This window comes from Streptomyces sp. NPDC090798, assembly GCF_044768965.1.
In the GTDB taxonomy this organism is placed as follows: Bacteria; Actinomycetota; Actinomycetes; order Streptomycetales; family Streptomycetaceae; genus Streptomyces.
This window is the reverse complement of record NZ_JBIVXA010000004.1, coordinates 166,233-182,718: the sequence shown is the minus strand read 5'-3', so window position 1 is coordinate 182,718 and position 16,486 is coordinate 166,233. Positions and strand designations below refer to the sequence as shown.

The following is a 16,486-nucleotide window of genomic DNA, read 5'->3' as shown; positions in this document are numbered from 1 at the left end:
TCATGTCATCGCCATCGACACCCGTCGGAGACCTCGCCTTCGTCGTCCGGACCATGGCCCGGACGGCGGTCGACAACGAAAAGCCATTCGGCGACCTCGACGCCGTCGCGGGTGACGGGGACTTCGGGTACTCCCTCGCTCGCGGCTTCGAGATCGTGCTCGCCGACTGGGACGACCTCGCAGCGGACTCGCCGGCCGAGTTCCTGAAGAAGGTCGCTCTGGTGATCTCCAAGCGAGTCGGCGGCACGTCGGGGCCGCTCTGGGGCACGGCCTTTCTGCGGGCGTCAGGGGCCGTGAAGGACCGGCCGGAGCCGGACGCCGCGGATGCGGTGGCCATGCTGCGGGCCGCGGCCGAGGGGATCAAGGCGCGGGGCAAGTCCGACCTCGGCGACAAGACGCTGCTGGACGCGCTGATACCGATGACCGATGCCCTGGAGCAGCGGCTGGCCGAGGGCGGACCGGGGGCCGACGCGACGGAACTCGCCCGGCTGGCGGCCGCGACGGCCCGCACCGCAGCCGACGCGACGACATCCATGCAGGCCCGACGCGGCCGCCAGAGCTACACCGGTGAGCGCAGTATCGGCTCGCCGGACCCGGGCGCGGTGGCGGTCGCGGTCATGGCGGAGCGCGTCGCCGCCGACTGGGACGCACGTGACTGACGGTGGGCGACGGAGCCGGCTTTTGGACCGGGGCCGCCTCCCGGCATCCGGGACCGGCACCACGAAGGAGTGACGGGATGAAGAAGTTCGTCAACGACCCGAAGGACTACGTTGCGGAGATGCTGGAGGGGCTGGCCCTGGCCAACCCCGACACGCTCAAGTACGTCCCCGAGTACAACCTGATCATGCGCGCCGACACCCCGCAGGAGAACAAGGTCTCCATCGTGCAGGGCTCCGGGTCCGGTCACGAGCCGGCGCATGTGATGACCGTCGGCAAGGGGATGCTCGACGCGGCCTGTCCCGGCGATGTGTTCTCCGCGCCGCCGGCCGACTTCGTCTACGAGACGGTCAAGCTGGTCGCGTCCCCGAAGGGCGTTCTGCTGCTGGTCAACAACTACACCGGGGACCGGATGGCCTTCGAGATGGCCGAGGAGCTGTCCCAGGCCGACGGGGTGACCGTACGTACGCTCTTCATCGATGACGACGTGGCCGTGCAGGACTCGACGTACACCGTCGGCCGGCGCGGGGTGGCCGGCAACTTCTTCGTGATGAAGGCCGTCGGCGCCGCCGCCGAGCGGGGTGCGGACCTCGACGAGGTCCACCGGATCGGAGAGAAGGTCAACTCCGTCACCCGCTCCATGGGCATGGCGCTCACCGCGTGCACGCCGCCGGCGAAGGGCTCGCCGCTGTTCGACCTGCCCGACGACGCGGTCGAGATGGGCGTGGGCATCCACGGCGAGCCGGGCCGGAAGCGGGAGAAGCTCCAGTCGGCGGACGCGATGGTGAGCGAGCTCGTCAGCGCGGTCGTGGACGACCTGCCGTACTCCTCTGGCGACCGCGTCGCACTGATGGTCAACGGCCTCGGCGGCACACCGATCGGCGAGCTCTACCTGGTGTACGGACGGGCCCACAAGCAGCTGACCGAGCGAGGCATCGAGATCGGACGCAGCTACGTGGGCGAGTACTGCACCTCGCTGGACATGGCCGGCGTCTCCATCACACTGGTCCGGCTGGACGACGAGATCTCCGATCTGCTCGCCGACCCCGCCGAGATCCCGATCCGCGTGTTCTGAGGGGGCGTTCTTCCGGCGACCTGGAGGTCACCGCGGGGTCGCGGAAAAGGCCCGGCGATGAGCGGACGGGGAAAACTCGGAGCGTCAGGAAAGGGGCGTCACCGAAGGTCTCGGTGACGCCCCTGATGTGTCGATCGACAGAACTGCCATCGACAGAACTGCCTTCGCGTGTCCCGCGCCTTGTCCCACCGGCTGAAGGGAAGCCCGTCGCTCATGTGTGAGGGCGGGCATCCCTCGTCATCCGGTTCAGGCCGTGGCCAGCGCGCACTTGCCGCGGTCGGCCTTCATCGGGCCGGCGGCGGTCGGCCGGACGTCGAAGTCGAACATGGCGGTGGGTACGTACAGCGAGCAGCAGGCGTTGGGGATGTCCACGATGCCGCTGATGCGTCCCTCTATGGGGGAGGAGCCGAGCAGCAGGTAGGCCTGCTCTCCGCTGTAGCCGAACTTCTTGAAGTACTCGACGGCGTTGAGGCAGGCGCGGCGGTAGGCCAGCGTCGCGTCCAGGTAGTAGTTCGTGTCCGTGTCGTGGTCGACGGAGATCCCGATGAAGGTCATGAACTCCGTGTACCTCGGCTCGACGTTGCCCGGAATGAACACCGGGTTGGTGGAGATGCCGTACGTCTCCATGCCGCCCTTGATCAGGTCGACGTGGAAGTCGATGAAACCGCCCATCTCGATGGCGCCGCAGAAGGTGATCTCTCCGTCGCCCTGGCTGAAGTGCAGGTCGCCTCCGGAGAGCTTCGCGTCCTTGACGTGTACGGGATAGAAGACCCTCGATCCCCGGGTGAAGTTCTTGATGTCGTGGTTGCCTCCGTTCTCGCGGGCCGGCACCGTGCGTGCGCCTTCCTCACCGATGCGCCGTGCGAGGTCTCCGGTGGCCGTGCCGGCGAGTGCGTTGGTGGCGTCCGGCGGTACGGCGAGCGGGGGGACCCGGTTCGGGTCGGTGTCGATCAGCGCCTGCTCGCGGGCGTTCCAGCGGGCGAGCATCTCGGTGGACGGGGCGGTTCCGAACAGCCCGGGGTGGGTGATTCCGGTGAAGCGGATCCCGGGAAGGTGGCGGGAGACGGCCTGCTGTCCGTGGAAGTCCCATACCGCCTTGTAGGCGTCCGGGAAGTAGTCGGTCAGGAAGCCTCCGCCGTTGGCCTTGGCGAAGATGCCGGTGTAGCCCCAGCCCTGTCCTGCCGCGTCCCCGGTCTGCTGCGGCACGGGGCCGAGGTCGAGGATGTCGACGACTAGCAGGTCGCCGGGTTCGGCGCCCTCCACGCCTATCGGGCCGCTGAGCATGTGAGGGATGGTCAGGTCGATGTCGCGTACGTCGTTGGCGGTGTCGTTGTTGCCGACCTGACAGTCGGTCCAGTCACGGCACTCCATGCGGAACTCCGCCCCTGGCTTCACCATGGCGACGGTGGGGACGTCCGGGTGCCACCTGTTGTGGCCGGGCACAGCCTGGTCACGCATCGACTTGCTGTGGTCCACGCTGAAGAGATTTTCAGGCATGAGAACTCCTCGTTTCTGATCCGGTCACGTTGGTGCGCCCACGCCTCCGGCCCGCGGGGCGGCTGAGGTCGGCCGGGGAGGTCTATGGGTGCGCGGCCACAGTCCGACGAACACCACCACGCCGAAGACCGCCAGGGCTATGGCGATCTCGGTGGGGTGTTTCCAGTAGCCGGAGAGCAGCAGCCCCGCGGGAATCACACCGGTGACCCAGCCTTCGATCGCCGTGACCCAACCGGTATAGATCTTGAGGCCGTCCTTCTTGAGACCGAGCAGCAGGAAGAACAGGAACCACAGGTAGGCCCAGTAGAGCCAGATGACCCCGAAGGGGTAGTCCTTGAAGAGCCGGAAATTGACGAACGAGTAGCCCAGGGCGGCAACTGCCACAAACAGCGAGTAGTAGCCGACGCCGGTGCTGTCGAGACCCGTGAGCAGGCCGATGCCTACATAGAGGTAGGTGAATCCGAAGAGGTAGATGCCGGATGCCGCCAGGATCTTCATGGGGTCACCGTTGGCGGTGAAGACGAGGTAGGTCGGCGTCAATACCTGCAGTGCGCCTATGAAAAGGTTGAACACCGCTCCTGCCTGGGCATCGACCTTCCCGAGCAGCAGCAACCCGTTCATGAAGAGCACCGCACCGACAAAGAGGAGTCCCACGTTTGCCACGGGGACACACCTCCTAAGTCCGCGTGGGAGGGGTCGCGTTGGGCGTCCGGGCCACCGATTGGCTGCCGAGGACACGGCTCAGTTCCCGGCCCGCGTCGCGTGATTCCGCATTCCGCACACCGCTACGGGAAACGACGACGTGTTCCGATGTCGAAACCCGCGTGAGACGTTCTGCGTCCTTGTCGACCACCGCCCTCAGAGACGCGGCAGCCGCGAGAGTGCGGGGTGCGGGTGCCGTGGCACCCTTCTGCGTGGCGGCACCTGGGAGACTACGGCCGGGGCCTCACGCGCCTGCTCCTCCCGGACATGGAGGGCGGCGACCGCGTTCGAGGTCAGCGAGAGACCGGGCGAGGAATACACACGCCTCGCAGTGCCTGCGCAAACAGGGCAACCGTATCCTTTGGGCGCCGTCCCGATTTCCAACTTCACATCGAAGGACCCGCAGCGGTTGCATAGATATTCATAGGTTGCCATCAGCAGCCTCCGGATGTCGGTGGACGCTGGCCAACCAGAGCGTGTGCGGCGTGCCTGGATAGGCGTACGCCACAGAATGTTTCCTATGTTCAAGGAGACGTCTCGTAAATCCACGTGTCAAGTCCCGTACAGCTGGGCGTTCCCTTTCTCAGAACGACCCGATGGCGAGCCCCGCCGCTGCCGCCAACAGACCCACCACGAGGCTCGAAGCGCCGTACAACAAGGACTTTCTGACCTGTCCCTTCTCGCGCAGATGGACCAACTCGTAACTGAATGTGGAGAACGTTGTATAGGCGCCGCAGAATCCGACGCCGACAATGTGTACAGCCTGGTCCGACAGCCCGTGCCGTGCGCCGAGGCCCATCACCATGCCCAGCACGTACGAACCGGTGATGTTGATCAGCCACGTGCCGCGCGGGAAGAGGCCCGGGCGTCGGTACTGCACGTACTGGTCGAGCACGTAGCGTGCGACCGCCCCGACCGCGGCCGCGGCACCGACGGCGAGCAGGGTGATCACCGGACCCACCAGCCGTACCGGCGGGCGCGGCCGTGTCGCGCCGCGAGCCGCTCCCGCCGGGCCAGGGCCATCCTGCCGATCGCCAGGCCCAGACCGGTGGCGACCAGGCCGGCGAGCAGACTGCCGAAGACGTTGAACGCCGCGACTGCGTACTTGCCGTGACCCAGAAGGCGGTCGGTGTCGACCATCCACGTCGAGAAAGTGGTGTAGGCGCCGAGAAACCCGACGCCGGCGAACGGTCGCACATACCGGGTCGGCGGCCAGATCTCGAGCACATACACGAGCAGCAGCGCCAGTAGGAACGCGCCGGACACGTTGATGGCGAACGTCGTCAACGGAAACGTCCCCGGAGGCGTGGGAAACGTCAGTCCCAGTGCGTAACGCGCCCACCCGCCCAGAACGCCACCGAGCGCGACCGCCGCCAGAACGCCCTTGCGCAGACGTGAGCGGAACGGCTCACGTGACGGCGCGGGGTCGCCCCCCGGCGGCGCGGGAACCCCTCCCGGCGTGGGAACCCCTCCCGGCGCGGGATCGCCTCCCGGCGCGGCGCCGGAGATGTATGGAGGCTCTCGGGATTCCCTCTCGGGCCCGGATTCGTTCGCCCGCATCAGAAGCCTCCGTACAGAACACGGATCGATACACACTGTCGCCCGAACTCCTGCCGCAGGCCTCATCGAATATCCGCATCCTTATCCACTGGCCCACCTCCATAATATCCGTGGGGATTGCAGCGCCGACGCATGCTCAACTAAAATTCAAGATCATCGGTACCCGACCGGTTCGGCCGGAGCGGCGGCCCCACCGATGGAGGACGGTCATGGCAAAGATCCTTGCGGTGCTCTATCCCGACCCCGTGGGCGGATATCCTCCCGACTACGCCCGCGACGAGATTCCGGCCATCACCGGATATCCGGGCGGTCAGACAACCCCGACCCCACAAACCATAGATTTCACCCGGGGGCAGCTCCTCGGCTGCGTCTCGGGAGAACTGGGACTACGCCGGTTCCTGGAGGACCGGGGTGACACCTATGTCGTCACCAGCGACAAGGAAGCACCGGACTCGACCCTGGACCGCGAGCTGCCCGACGCCGACGTGGTGATCTCGCAGCCCTTCTGGCCCGCTTATCTGACCCCCGAGCGGATCGCCTCCGCTCCCCGGCTCAAGCTCGCGATCACAGCGGGGATCGGGTCGGACCACGTCGACCTGCCGAGCGCCATCGCCCACGGCATGACGGTGGCGGAGGTGACCTACAGCAATAGCATCAGCGTGTCCGAGCACGCTGTCATGCAGATCCTCACTCTGGTGCACAACTACATGCCGGCCCACGACTGGGTGACCGCGAAGAAGGGCTGGAACATCGCCGACAGCGTTTCGCGCGCCTACGACCTCGAAGGCATGGACGTCGGCGTCCTCGGCTCCGGCCGTATCGGCCAGGCGGTACTACGCCGCCTCCAGCCGTTTGACGTCAGGCTGCACTACAGCGACGTGCACCGGCTGCCCAAGGAGGTCGAAGAGGAACTGGAGCTGACCTGGCATCCCGACGCTCGTTCGCTGGCCTCCTCGGTCGACGTGCTGTCGATCCACACGCCGCTGCATCCGCAGACGCAGAACCTCTTCGACGACGACCTGCTCGGGGCCATGAAGCGCGGTTCGTACATCGTCAACACCGCACGCGCGCTCATCGTCGACCGGGACGCCGTGGTGCGGGCCCTCAACAGCGGCCAACTGGCCGGTTACGCCGGTGACGTCTGGTATCCGCAGCCGCCACCGCCCGACCATCCCTGGCGCACCATGCCGTACGAGGCGATGACACCGCACGTGTCCGGTTCGACCCTCTCGGCGCAGGCCCGCTACGCCGCCGGTACCCGGGAGATCCTGGAATGCTGGTTCGACGGGCGCCCCATTCGCCCGGAGTACCTGATCGTCGACGGCGGTGGGCTTGCCGGGACGGGAGCGCGCTCCTACACGGTCGCCGGATAACGCATCCGGATAACGCATATTGAGCCGGAAGGCGCAGTTGCCGCCAAGTAACGGCGACGCCTCTGGTGGGCGCCTTGCTGGCAGGCGGCCTGGTAATTCCTGCTCAATAACAGACGGTGGACAGAAATCAGCGGAAGATCCGTTCGAAGATGCGGCCGAAGATCCACCACATGAGTGGGCAATGGACCTTCGGCCGTGTCGTGCCAGTTGCAGCCATGCCTCCTGTGAGCCGACTCACCCCGAATCTGCTGGCGGGGGCGCGGCCGAGACCCTTAGCTTGCTGAATAGACAGATTTTTTCTATGTGGAGGCACCAGCGCCACGCATACTGTTTCGCAAGGTAATCAAGGCGAACGCCGGGAAGGTGGATCAGTGAGCAGCATGGACGCCGTGTGGGTACGGGGCGTGAACGGCATTCAGTTGCATCACGTGACCGATCTTCAGGATGCCGGACGGTTTTTGGGCAACGCGGCGATGGCGCTGCGGGCCGCCCACGTAAGGACCGGCGCCGACCGGTACTCCAGCATTGCCACCGAACTGAAGAGCCTGGTGGAGCGAGTGCGGGAGCTGGAGGACGAGGCGCGGTCGAGCATGCACGACCTGCACTCCACCGACCCCGAGCGGTTCGCCCGCTGCCGGGACGGTCACGAGCCGTGGCCCGGTGAGATTCCGGCGGGATTCATCCCGCGCCACACCTGCAAGGACGAGTGCCTCTACCACGATCGCGAGGTCCTCGACGCCATCACACAGTGCACCTGCGGCCGGCCGCCGTGCCGTGCGTGCGAGATCGGCGGGAAGCTCTGAGAAGCCCTGGCCGTTCGGTGGTCGAAGGGGAGACACGAGCGTAGGTTCCGCGCCGAAACTGCCAGTCCACCGCGCTCTCATCCGTGGACCGCGGACAGCCGCTGCACCTCGGCCCGGGCGCCGCTCAGCAGCTGCCCAAAGACAGCGAAGCTCGCCTCGCTGTCCTCCAGCAGCGCGTGCCGCAGACAGCCAGGCAGCACAGGGCCCGCCCCGAACAGCTCCCGGACGGCGCGTCGTCAGTGCACACGACCGGGGCTGAGGAATGACTTCGGGGCCGTTGGACGGGCAGACAGCCGTTCCTCGGCATGCGGGAGGCGCGGCTCGGCGCGATCAACCGAGGCACACCACGAGCAGGCAGATCTGCGAAGGTGACGTCGTTGCCGGCGCGGGGCTCGCCTGCGGTGTTCCCGGGGCCGTGTCATCGGTGCCGGCAGGCGCGGACGCCTCCCGCGCCGCCGTACTGGTGCGGTCGGGCACCGTTCCGACGGAGGACGGGGAGGCGGTCCGAGGCAGCGGGATCGCCGACGTCGCCGTCGGATGAGGAGAGGCAGCGGCGAACGGCTGAGCGCTCGTCGGCGTGACGCGGGGCGGGGCGGTCGCGGACTGGCGGCGCGGAAGGTCGGTCGTGAACGACCGCGCGGGGGAAGTGTGCGAAGACGGGCGAGTTTGAGGGTGTGTCGCCGACGGGCCGGGCTGCTCGGCCGCCTGTCCGTCCGCGGTGCCCATGGGCGTGATGTCCGGCGCCGTGGCCGCCTGTGCCTGGTCGGCGGAGTTCCGGCCCATGGCGGCGACGGTCAGGCCGCCTCCGACGAGTGCGACGGCGGTCGCGACCACGGCCCGGCGCTGGTTCTTCTTCCAGCGGGCCAGCTGGCGACGCCGCGCCGCCCGCCCTTGCGGTGCGGGTGCCGCGCCCTCGAAGTCGCCGTACGGGTCGGCCTGCGGGGCCTCCTCCAGGGCGGCATCGACCGGTGTCTCGTCACGAAGACGGCCCTCGTGCCACATGTCCGAGGCCGTGTACTCCCACGGCACCGATGCGCTCACCGCTGTGCTCGTCGTCGTCAGGCCGGCCCAGACCGGGGCGACGCCACCGTCGGCGGTGGCCGGTGCGATGTCCGGAGCGTAGGCACCACACCCGGGGCACACCAGGGCGCCGTTGAGATGCCGGCGACACGAGGAGCAGTAGTCCATTTGCGGTCTTCCTGAGTTGACATGCCGTCGCCCCGCCGGGCCTGGTCACGTTCGCACGTGGGATCGAGCAGCCAGCAACGCTAACGAGGCTTTCGAAAGCCTGTGTGCAGTCCGTGTGGCGCTGTTGTGCGGATTCCTCGGGCCCCTCGCGTGTGTGCCGAACGTGTCCGGTTGCCGGAGCCCCGTGCCGTCCGCTTTGCCCGATCGCATGGCGATTCCTGGACGGCACGGCTTCGCGATGTGCCGGTCCTATGGCTGGTGTGCGGTTCCGGGGTGCGTCGGTGAGGACGGACGCTGTGCCGAGGTGACGTCATAGCGCCAGAACGGTTGTACAAGCAGTGCGCCGACGATGACGACGATCATGCAGAGCAGCGAGCTGCCCGTCCACGCGACGCCGAGGCCGGTGGCGGAGGCCATGGCGCCGGCGCGCAGGTCTCCGAGGCGGGGACCGCCGGCGACGACGACGGTGAAGACGCCTTGCAGACGGCCGCGCATGGCGTCAGGTGCGTAGGTCTGCAGAATCGTCTCGCGGTAGACCGCGCTGACGAGGTCCGCCGCTCCGGCCGCGGCCAGTAGGGCTGCGGCGGCGGGGAGGTGGTGGACGGTGCCCGCGAGGGCGATGGCCGCCGCCCAGGCGATGACGGCGAAGGCCAGCGCCCGGCCTTGGCGGCGCACGCGTCCGATCCATCCGCTGAACAGTCCGGCTACGACCGACCCGATGGCGATGGCCGAGTACAGCAGCCCCACTCCTCCGCCGAAGCGCACCTGCGCCGCTTCCGGGAACAGGGCGGTGGGCATGGCCAACGTCATCGCCGCGATGTCGACCGCGAAGGACATCCAGAGCACGGGGGCGGCAGCGATGAACCGCAGCCCGTCGAAGACCGAGCGCAGCCCGTTGGTGCGGGTCCCCGGTCCGGTCGGCATGATCGGGGGCAGCTGAACGGCCGAGTACAGCAGGAGAGAGAACAGCACGGCGTCGGCGCCGTATGCCCAGCAGTAGCCGTTCGGCAGCGAGATCAGGACGCCCGCCACGAGCGGCCCGACGACCTGCCCGACATTGCCGGCGGTGAAGTACAGCGTGTTCGCGGCAGGTACCAGGGGTGTGGGAACGATGCGGGGAATGATCGCGCCCCGGGCGGCGGACGACACTGCGAAGGCGCCGGCCTGGACGGCGACGAGGGCGAGGATGAGGGGGACCGAGCGCAGATCGGTGACTGCCTGAAACAGCAGGGCGAGTGTGGTCGCCCAGGTGAGGCATGCCGACGCCAGGTACAGCAGGCGGCGGTCGAACCGGTCGGCGATGGCGCCGCCGTACAGGCCGAAGACCACGAGCGGCACGAGGGCGGCCAGTCCCGTCAGCCCCACGGACAGCGACGACTGCGACAGTGCGTATACCTGTACCGGGATGGTGATGCTGGTGACCATGGTCCCGACGTATGCCGCGCTCTGCCCGATCAACAGGCGCCGGAAGACGGGGTGGGCCAGCGGGCGGGTGTCGAGGGCGACGCCGCGCAGACCGGAGGCCAGCCGGGCCTTCAGCGTCGGCGGGGCGGCGGGAGGAAGATCACGCGGGGCGTGAGACGTCGTGGGCATGGCCATTACGCTGGCAGGACCGCACGGTGCGCCGCTTCCGTTAATCTGCCGTCATATGTCGGAAAACAGTCAGGCGGAGAAGGCGGCTGCGGAGCCCAGGGACAGCACCCACGACCACCTCGCGGGTGAGGTCATCGGCCGTCACCAGCACGGCTATCACCAGCTTCTCTACGTCAGCGCCGGTGTGTTGGCGGTGCAGACGGGCGAGGCGTCCTGGGTGGCGTCCAGCGCCCGCGCCATGTGGATTCCCGCAGGCACCTGGCACCGGCACCGGGTACACGGGCGCAGCTCTGTGCACACGCTCGGCTTCGCCGCCCACGACATCCTGTTGAGGTCCGAGGCGCCGGTCGTCGTAGCCGTGGACGCCCTGGTCCGTGAACTGATCATCGCGTGCAGTGAACCGTCCCTGCCCGAGCAGGAAGCGCGGCGCCTGCGTGCCGTGCTGCGGGACCGGCTGCGGCGGGCCCTCGTCGAGCCGTTGACGCTGCCCACCCCCACCAACTCCCTGCTGCGGCAGGCGTGTTCGCTGGTGACCGAGGATCTGCGGCAGCCGCGGACCGCGGCCTGGCTCGCACGGCGTATCGGCGTGAGCGAGCGCACCCTGGCCCGCCTGTTCAGGACCGAGTTCGGCATGACGTATCCGCAGTGGAGGACCAACATCCGGGTCTTTCACGCCATGGTGCTGCTGGCGGAAGGAGCAAGCGTCAGCGCAACGGGACGTCAGTGCGGATGGGCCACGACCAGTGCGTTCATCGACACGTTCAGCCGCACCATGGGCCAGACACCGGGAACCTATCGCATCGGACCCGGTGGGTAGATCCACCGGCCCTCTGCATGGTCGGACGACCTGGGTGCCCCCGCAGGACCCGCGCTGGAACTCGACGTCAACCGGCGAACCGGGCCCTGGGAGCTGTCGGCCGCCCCGGGGCGGGCCCGGGGCGGCCGACGAGTTCCTGGATGTCAGAGCGACGTCATGACGTGCTTGATGCGGGTGTAGTCCTCGAAGCCGTACGCGGAGAGGTCCTTGCCGTAGCCGGACTTCTTGAACCCGCCGTGCGGCATCTCGGCGACGAGGGCCATATGGGTGTTGATCCACACACAGCCGAAGTCGAGGTTCTTCGACATCCGCATCGCCCGCGCGTGGTCCTTGGTCCACACCGAGGACGCCAGTGCGTAGTCGACACCGTTGGCGTACCGCACGGCTTGGGCCTCGTCCGTGAAGGACTGGACGGTCATGACCGGGCCGAAGACCTCGTTCTGGATGATCTCGTCGTCCTGCTTGAGCCCGGAGACCACGGTCGGGGCGTAGAAGTAGCCCTGCTCGCCGACCCGGTGGCCGCCCGCCTCGATCCTGGCGTGCTCGGGGAGACGCTCGATGAAGCCGCTGACCTGGGCGAGCTGGCCCGCGTTGTTCAGCGGTCCGTACAGCACGTCCTCGTCGTCCGGCAGCCCGGTCCTGGTGTCGGCCGCGGCCTTGGCGAGGGCGGCGACGAACTCGTCGTGGACCGACTCGTGAACCAGGACGCGGGTCGCGGCCGTGCAGTCCTGGCCGGCGTTGAAGAAGCCGCCGACCACCAGGTCCTCGACCGCCTTCGCCAGGTCGGCGTCCTCGAAGATCACAGCCGGGGCCTTGCCTCCGAGCTCCAGGTGGACCCGCTTGACGTCCTTGGCCGCGCTCTGGGCGACCTGGATGCCGGCGCGTACCGAGCCCGTGATGGAGGCCATCGCGGGCGTCGGGTGCTCCACCATCAGGCGGCCCGTCTCACGGTCGCCGCAGACCACGTTGAAGATTCCGCGGGGCAGTGCCAGCTCCTCCAGGACACCGCCGATGATCTCGGCGATCAGCACCGTGGAGGCCGGGGTGGTGTCCGAGGGCTTGAGGACCACCGCGTTGCCCGCCGCGAGCGCCGGGGCGAACTTCCACACCGCCATCAGCAGGGGGTAGTTCCACGGCGCGACCTGTGCGCACACACCGACCGGCTCGCGGCGGATGATGGACGTCATCCCCTCCATGTACTCGCCGGCCGAGCGGCCCTCAAGCATGCGGGCCGCGCCCGCGAAGAAGCGGACCTGGTCGATGGCGGGGGCGAGTTCCTCGCTGCGGGTGAGGTGGAGCGGCTTGCCGGTGTCCCGGCTCTCCGCGGCGACCAGTTCGTCGGCCCGTGCCTCCATCGCGTCGGCGATCTTCAGCAGCGCGCGCTGCCGCACGGACGGTGTGGTGTCGCGCCAGACAGGGAACGCCGCGGCCGCGGCGGCCATCGCCGCGTCGACGTCGGCCGCCCCCGAGAGCGGGGAGGTCGCGTAGACGTCACCAGTGGTGGGGTCCACCACATCGAGCGTGCGGCCGTCCGAGGCGTCCGCGAACGCACCGTCGATGTAGTTGTGGAAGGTGGTGCTCATGGAACGTCTCTCCTGGTCAGGCGGCGGTACGGGCGGACAGGTGCTCGTGGACGGCGACCCAGCCGCCGTCGTCGGCGCGGGTGAAGACGATGGTCTCCCGCTCGTGGACCGTCTCCTCACCCGCGTTGGTGGCGACCCGGGTTTCGACGTCGTGACTGAAGACGGCGGTGTCGCCGAAGTGCTGGATCAGCTGCGCGGACGAGGTGCAGCCGAGGACGCGGAAGCCGTCCTGTTCCACCCACTGCTGCCAGAGCGCGCGGTACTCGGCCGTGGAGCCGAGCCGCTGCGGGGTGGTGTGGAAGATGAAGGTCGCGTCGGGGGCGAAGGCGCCGAAATAGTCGTCGAGGCGGCCCTCGGCGAAGGCGGCGACAAGCGCGTCCGCGGCGGTCCGGACTTCCTGGACGGTGGTGGTGCTCATGCACGGCTCCTGGTCACGGGCGTTCGGCGGCGGGGCCGGAACGGCGGGCGGTCGGTTACGGGGGGTGACGGTAACGCCTCAGTGCGCCACGGCGGGTTCGGGGACGGTGTCCTCGCTACCGCCGGTGATCGGCGGCACCGGGGCATCCGACGCCCGGACGAAGCGAGGTCCCGCCGGTCCGTACACGGCGCGCGGCTCGGGGAACAGAGTCAGCAGGGCGAGGTAGAGCACGACCGCGAGAGCGAGGCCGACGAGCAACGAGATGTCCGTACCGCCCCCGAGGTTGCCCAGCGGGCCGACGAACTGGCCTGGCAGGTTGGTGAAGAGGAGCGCCACGACGGCGGAGACGAGCCAGGTGGACATGCCGCGCCAGTTCCAGCCGTGCGTGAACCAGTAGCGGCCACCGCGCCGGCGGCGGTTGAAGACCTGCAGCGCCTCCGCGTCGTACCAGCCGCGCCGGGTGACGTAGCCGAGCGTCATGACGATCATCCACGGTGCCGTGCAGGTGATGATCAGCGTGGCGAAGGTGGAGATGGACTGCGCGAGGTTGAGCGCGAAGCGGCCGGCGAAGATGAACGCGATGGACAGGGCGCCGATGAAGAAGGTGGCCTGGACACGGCTGAAGCGCGTGAAGACGCTGGAGAAGTCGAGCCCCGTGCCGTACAGGGACGTCGTACCGGTGGAGAGGCCGCCGATCAGGGCGATCAGACAGAGCGGCAGGAAGTACCAGCCGGGTGAGATGGCGAGCAGCCCGCCCACGTAGTTCGGGGCGGCCGGGTCGACGTACTTCGCGGCCTTCGACGCGATGATCGACGCGGTGGCCAGGCCGAAGAGGAACGGCAGCAGGGTGGCGATCTGCGCGAGGAACGCCGCCCCCATCACCCGACGGCGCGGAGTCCCGGCCGGGATGTAGCGGGACCAGTCACCGAGGAACGCGCCGAAGGAGACCGGGTTGGAGAGCACGATCAGCGCGGCACCGATGAACGACGGCCAGAACAGCGGGTCGGCGGTGGAGGCGAAGGTGCCCGCGTAACCGGGGTCGAAGTCGCCCGCGAAGGCGAAGGCACCGAGCACGAAGAGGGCCGATGCCGCCAGCACCGCGATCTTGTTGACCAGCAGCATGAACCGGAAACCGTAGATGCAGACGACGAGCACGAGCCCGGCGAAGATCGCGTACGCGATGCCGTAGGTGACGTCCGACTCGGGGACGTGGACGAGCCGGTGCGCGCCGCCGACGAGCGCGTCCCCCGAGGACCACACCGAGATCGAGAAGAACGCGATGGCGGTGAGCAGGGAGAGGAACGAGCCGACGACCCGGCCGTGCACGCCCAGGTGCGCGGAGGAGGAAACGGCGTTGTTCGTGCCGTTGGCAGGACCGAACAGTGCCATCGGGGCCAGCATCAGCGCACCCGCCACGAGGCCGAGGACGGTCGCCGCGAGCCCCTGCCAGAAGGAGAGCCCGAAGAGGATCGGGAAGGCGCCCAGCACACAGGTCGCGAAGGTGTTGGCACCCCCGAAAGCGAGCCGGAACAGATCGATCGGGCGGGCCGTACGGTCCGAGTCCGGGATCCGCTCGACACCGTAGGTCTCGATTTCGGTGATCGAGGTCGTCACGGGCGCTCCACCTTCCGTTCATGCAGGGGGGACGGTTTCACAGTCTGTGGCCCGCGGACGACCAGCGACAATTGTGTCCATCACAGAGCCGTACGCTGTTTTATGTGGCCAGCAACAAACTCACCGTCGGGGACCTGCTCTCCTTCCCGGCACTCCAGCTCTCCGTGAAGGCCGGCAGCGGCGGTCTGAACCGGTCCGTGTCCTGGGCGCACGCCAGCGAGCTCGCCGATCCGACGCCCTGGCTCCTGGGCGCCGAGGTGATCATGACGGCGGGCCTGGCGATCCCCCGTGACGCGGCCGGACAGCGCGCCTATCTGGAGCGGCTGGACGACGCCGGGGTATCCGCTCTCGCGCTCTCCGCGCAGTTGCACATGCCCCCGCTGCACGACGCGTTCTTCCAGGCGGCGGAGGAGCGGGGCTTCCCGGTCCTCGAAGTGCCGCTCGCCGTTCCGTTCATCGCTGTCGCCCAGGAGATCGCGGCCGCGGCCCAGGAGGACGCCCGGCACCGGCTGGGCGCGCAGCTCCAGGTCTTCGGAGCGCTGCGCTGGCTGGTCGCCGAGGACCTCGACACGCCCACACTTCTGCGCCGTCTCGAAGGCCTGTCGGGCTACGACGTCTACCTCTGCACACCGCAGGGCCGCCCCCTCCTGCCCGGCGTTCCCGTACCGGATCCCGCTGTCCTGCCCGCTTCCGTCGACGCTCCACCGACGATCCCCGGCGGATTCGTCCTCCCGGTGCCCGCGCCCGGGGGCCCGGCGGGCTTTCTCGTCGCATACGAGCGTCAGGGCGCCCAGCCCGCGGGACTCGCCGTCGTCCAGCACATCGCCACCGTGGCGGCACTGCGGCTGGCGATGGTACGCAACGAGCGCGAGACACTGCGCCGCGAGGGTGCGGAGACGCTGGCCGAACTGCTGCAGGAGGTGCTCGACCCGGAGGCGGCGCGCCGTCGGCTGGCCCGGCACGCGATCGAGGGCGACACCGTACTCCTCGTCGTGCGCCACACCACCGACGAGGCACTGCTGCGCTGTCTGGAGGACCAACCCCATCTGCTGCTCACCCGAGGCGAGGACCGCTACGTCCTGGGGGCACCGGAGCTGGCAGTGGCCGTCGGCGAGCTGCCGGCCGTCGCGGCCGGGATCAGCCGCCCCGTCCTGCCGGGCGCCGCACTGAAGGTCGCCCAGCGCGAGGCACTCTGGGCGGTCTCCAAGGCCGTGGAGTCCGGGCGCCCGGTCGTCCGATACGGCGAGGACTCGACGGGCCGGTGGCTGCCCGACGATCCCGCTGTCCTGACCGCACTGGTCGAGCACGTGCTCGGCGAGGTCCTGCGCTACGACGAGGCCCATGACTCGCAGCTGCTGGTCTCCGCCCGCACCTGGATGGAGCGCGACCGCCGTACCGAGACGGCTGCGGCGGCGCTCCACATCCACCCCAACACCCTCGCCTACCGGCTGCGCCGCTTCGGCGCACTCGCCGATCGTGATCTGACGTCGACGGGGGCCCTGGCCGAGGTCTGGCTGGCGATTCAGGCGGCCGGGGCGCTGGGCCTCACCGACTGAGCAGGGTCGTGGCAGGCGGGCAGGACGTGCGCCCGGAGGGGATTTCATCC

At 68.7% G+C, this 16,486-nt stretch carries 17 protein-coding genes; 6 read left to right on the top strand and 11 right to left on the bottom strand.

Annotated features, from left to right (window positions below):
* The first annotated feature begins 2 nt into the window (after positions 1–2).
* On the top strand, positions 3–659 hold the full coding sequence (gene dhaL / locus ACIQTP_RS11030) for a dihydroxyacetone kinase subunit DhaL (RefSeq protein ID WP_403398537.1): 657 nt from the start codon (positions 3–5) through the stop codon (positions 657–659).
* A gap of 77 nt (positions 660–736) precedes the next feature.
* Entirely contained in the window at positions 737–1,732 is a 996-nt protein-coding gene (dhaK, locus tag ACIQTP_RS11025) for a dihydroxyacetone kinase subunit DhaK (RefSeq protein ID WP_402050575.1), read from the top strand.
* A gap of 246 nt (positions 1,733–1,978) precedes the next feature.
* Here dhaK and fmdA read toward each other — a convergent pair whose 3' ends face one another.
* The 5 genes from fmdA to ACIQTP_RS11000 form a co-directional block, all read right to left on the bottom strand.
* Entirely contained in the window at positions 1,979–3,229 is a 1,251-nt protein-coding gene (gene fmdA, locus ACIQTP_RS11020) for a formamidase (protein WP_403398534.1), read from the bottom strand.
* 24 nt (positions 3,230–3,253) lie between these two features.
* The gene (locus ACIQTP_RS11015) at positions 3,254–3,892 is read right to left on the bottom strand and encodes an AmiS/UreI family transporter (RefSeq protein WP_403398532.1); all 639 of its coding nucleotides are present in this window, start codon (positions 3,890–3,892) and stop codon (positions 3,254–3,256) included.
* A 195-nt stretch (positions 3,893–4,087) separates the two neighbouring features.
* The gene (locus tag ACIQTP_RS11010; protein WP_403398530.1) at positions 4,088–4,366 is read right to left on the bottom strand and encodes an FmdB family zinc ribbon protein; all 279 of its coding nucleotides are present in this window, start codon (positions 4,364–4,366) and stop codon (positions 4,088–4,090) included.
* A gap of 148 nt (positions 4,367–4,514) precedes the next feature.
* Positions 4,515–4,883: a fluoride efflux transporter CrcB gene (crcB, locus tag ACIQTP_RS11005; RefSeq protein WP_403398528.1), complete on the bottom strand. Its 369-nt coding sequence runs from the start codon at positions 4,881–4,883 to the stop codon at positions 4,515–4,517.
* A complete protein-coding gene (locus ACIQTP_RS11000) occupies positions 4,880–5,491 on the bottom strand; it encodes a fluoride efflux transporter FluC (protein ID WP_403398526.1) in 612 nt (203 codons plus the stop codon). The genes crcB and ACIQTP_RS11000 overlap by 4 nt, the downstream gene beginning before the upstream one ends.
* Positions 5,492–5,700: 209 nt before the next feature.
* On the opposite strand from ACIQTP_RS11000, the gene ACIQTP_RS10995 reads away from it, so the two are divergent.
* Together ACIQTP_RS10995 and ACIQTP_RS10990 are read left to right on the top strand one after the other, a co-directional pair.
* Entirely contained in the window at positions 5,701–6,864 is a 1,164-nt protein-coding gene (locus ACIQTP_RS10995) for an NAD-dependent formate dehydrogenase (protein ID WP_403398523.1), read from the top strand.
* 380 nt (positions 6,865–7,244) lie between these two features.
* Entirely contained in the window at positions 7,245–7,667 is a 423-nt protein-coding gene (locus ACIQTP_RS10990; RefSeq protein WP_402050623.1) for a hypothetical protein, read from the top strand.
* A gap of 77 nt (positions 7,668–7,744) precedes the next feature.
* On the opposite strand, the gene ACIQTP_RS10985 is transcribed toward ACIQTP_RS10990, so the two are convergent.
* From ACIQTP_RS10985 to ACIQTP_RS10975, 3 genes are all read right to left on the bottom strand, one after another.
* On the bottom strand, positions 7,745–7,867 hold the full coding sequence (locus ACIQTP_RS10985; protein ID WP_403398521.1) for a hypothetical protein: 123 nt from the start codon (positions 7,865–7,867) through the stop codon (positions 7,745–7,747).
* A gap of 130 nt (positions 7,868–7,997) precedes the next feature.
* On the bottom strand, positions 7,998–8,855 hold the full coding sequence (locus ACIQTP_RS10980; protein WP_403398518.1) for a hypothetical protein: 858 nt from the start codon (positions 8,853–8,855) through the stop codon (positions 7,998–8,000).
* Positions 8,856–9,104: 249 nt separating this feature from the next.
* Positions 9,105–10,448: an MFS transporter gene (locus tag ACIQTP_RS10975; protein ID WP_403398516.1), complete on the bottom strand. Its 1,344-nt coding sequence runs from the start codon at positions 10,446–10,448 to the stop codon at positions 9,105–9,107.
* A 55-nt stretch (positions 10,449–10,503) separates the two neighbouring features.
* Here ACIQTP_RS10975 and ACIQTP_RS10970 point away from each other — a divergent pair, with 55 nt between their 5' ends.
* Positions 10,504–11,265 carry an AraC family transcriptional regulator gene (locus ACIQTP_RS10970; protein WP_403398514.1) on the top strand — a complete coding sequence of 254 codons (762 nt, stop codon included), beginning with the start codon at positions 10,504–10,506 and terminating at the stop codon, positions 11,263–11,265.
* 143 nt (positions 11,266–11,408) lie between these two features.
* Here the strand turns inward: ACIQTP_RS10970 and ACIQTP_RS10965 are convergent, their stop codons facing one another.
* The 3 genes from ACIQTP_RS10965 to ACIQTP_RS10955 form a co-directional block, all read right to left on the bottom strand.
* A complete protein-coding gene (locus tag ACIQTP_RS10965; protein WP_403398512.1) occupies positions 11,409–12,848 on the bottom strand; it encodes a gamma-aminobutyraldehyde dehydrogenase in 1,440 nt (479 codons plus the stop codon).
* Positions 12,849–12,864: 16 nt separating this feature from the next.
* Positions 12,865–13,266 (bottom strand): YybH family protein, encoded by a 402-nt coding sequence (locus ACIQTP_RS10960; protein WP_388152526.1) that lies wholly within the window; start codon positions 13,264–13,266, stop codon positions 12,865–12,867.
* A 78-nt stretch (positions 13,267–13,344) separates the two neighbouring features.
* Positions 13,345–14,880 carry a purine-cytosine permease family protein gene (locus ACIQTP_RS10955; RefSeq protein WP_403398510.1) on the bottom strand — a complete coding sequence of 512 codons (1,536 nt, stop codon included), beginning with the start codon at positions 14,878–14,880 and terminating at the stop codon, positions 13,345–13,347.
* Positions 14,881–14,984: 104 nt separating this feature from the next.
* Here ACIQTP_RS10955 and ACIQTP_RS10950 point away from each other — a divergent pair, with 104 nt between their 5' ends.
* Entirely contained in the window at positions 14,985–16,436 is a 1,452-nt protein-coding gene (locus tag ACIQTP_RS10950; protein WP_403398508.1) for a PucR family transcriptional regulator, read from the top strand.
* The last annotated feature ends 50 nt before the right edge of the window (positions 16,437–16,486 follow it).

What these genes read in the sequence shown, in the direction of transcription:
- ACIQTP_RS10970 (WP_403398514.1), top strand. Translation starts at nt 10,504, where the DNA reads ATGTCGGAAAACAGTCAGGCGGAGAAGGCGGCTGCGGAGCCCAGGGAC.
- fmdA (WP_403398534.1), bottom strand. Translation starts at nt 3,229, where the DNA reads ATGCCTGAAAATCTCTTCAGCGTGGACCACAGCAAGTCGATGCGTGAC.
- ACIQTP_RS11010 (WP_403398530.1), bottom strand. Translation starts at nt 4,366, where the DNA reads ATGGCAACCTATGAATATCTATGCAACCGCTGCGGGTCCTTCGATGTG.
- ACIQTP_RS10980 (WP_403398518.1), bottom strand. Translation starts at nt 8,855, where the DNA reads ATGGACTACTGCTCCTCGTGTCGCCGGCATCTCAACGGCGCCCTGGTG.
- dhaK (WP_402050575.1), top strand. Translation starts at nt 737, where the DNA reads ATGAAGAAGTTCGTCAACGACCCGAAGGACTACGTTGCGGAGATGCTG.
- ACIQTP_RS10965 (WP_403398512.1), bottom strand. Translation starts at nt 12,848, where the DNA reads ATGAGCACCACCTTCCACAACTACATCGACGGTGCGTTCGCGGACGCC.
- ACIQTP_RS11000 (WP_403398526.1), bottom strand. Translation starts at nt 5,491, where the DNA reads ATGCGGGCGAACGAATCCGGGCCCGAGAGGGAATCCCGAGAGCCTCCA.
- ACIQTP_RS10995 (WP_403398523.1), top strand. Translation starts at nt 5,701, where the DNA reads ATGGCAAAGATCCTTGCGGTGCTCTATCCCGACCCCGTGGGCGGATAT.
- ACIQTP_RS10975 (WP_403398516.1), bottom strand. Translation starts at nt 10,448, where the DNA reads ATGCCCACGACGTCTCACGCCCCGCGTGATCTTCCTCCCGCCGCCCCG.
- ACIQTP_RS10960 (WP_388152526.1), bottom strand. Translation starts at nt 13,266, where the DNA reads ATGAGCACCACCACCGTCCAGGAAGTCCGGACCGCCGCGGACGCGCTT.
- dhaL (WP_403398537.1), top strand. Translation starts at nt 3, where the DNA reads ATGTCATCGCCATCGACACCCGTCGGAGACCTCGCCTTCGTCGTCCGG.
- ACIQTP_RS10990 (WP_402050623.1), top strand. Translation starts at nt 7,245, where the DNA reads ATGGACGCCGTGTGGGTACGGGGCGTGAACGGCATTCAGTTGCATCAC.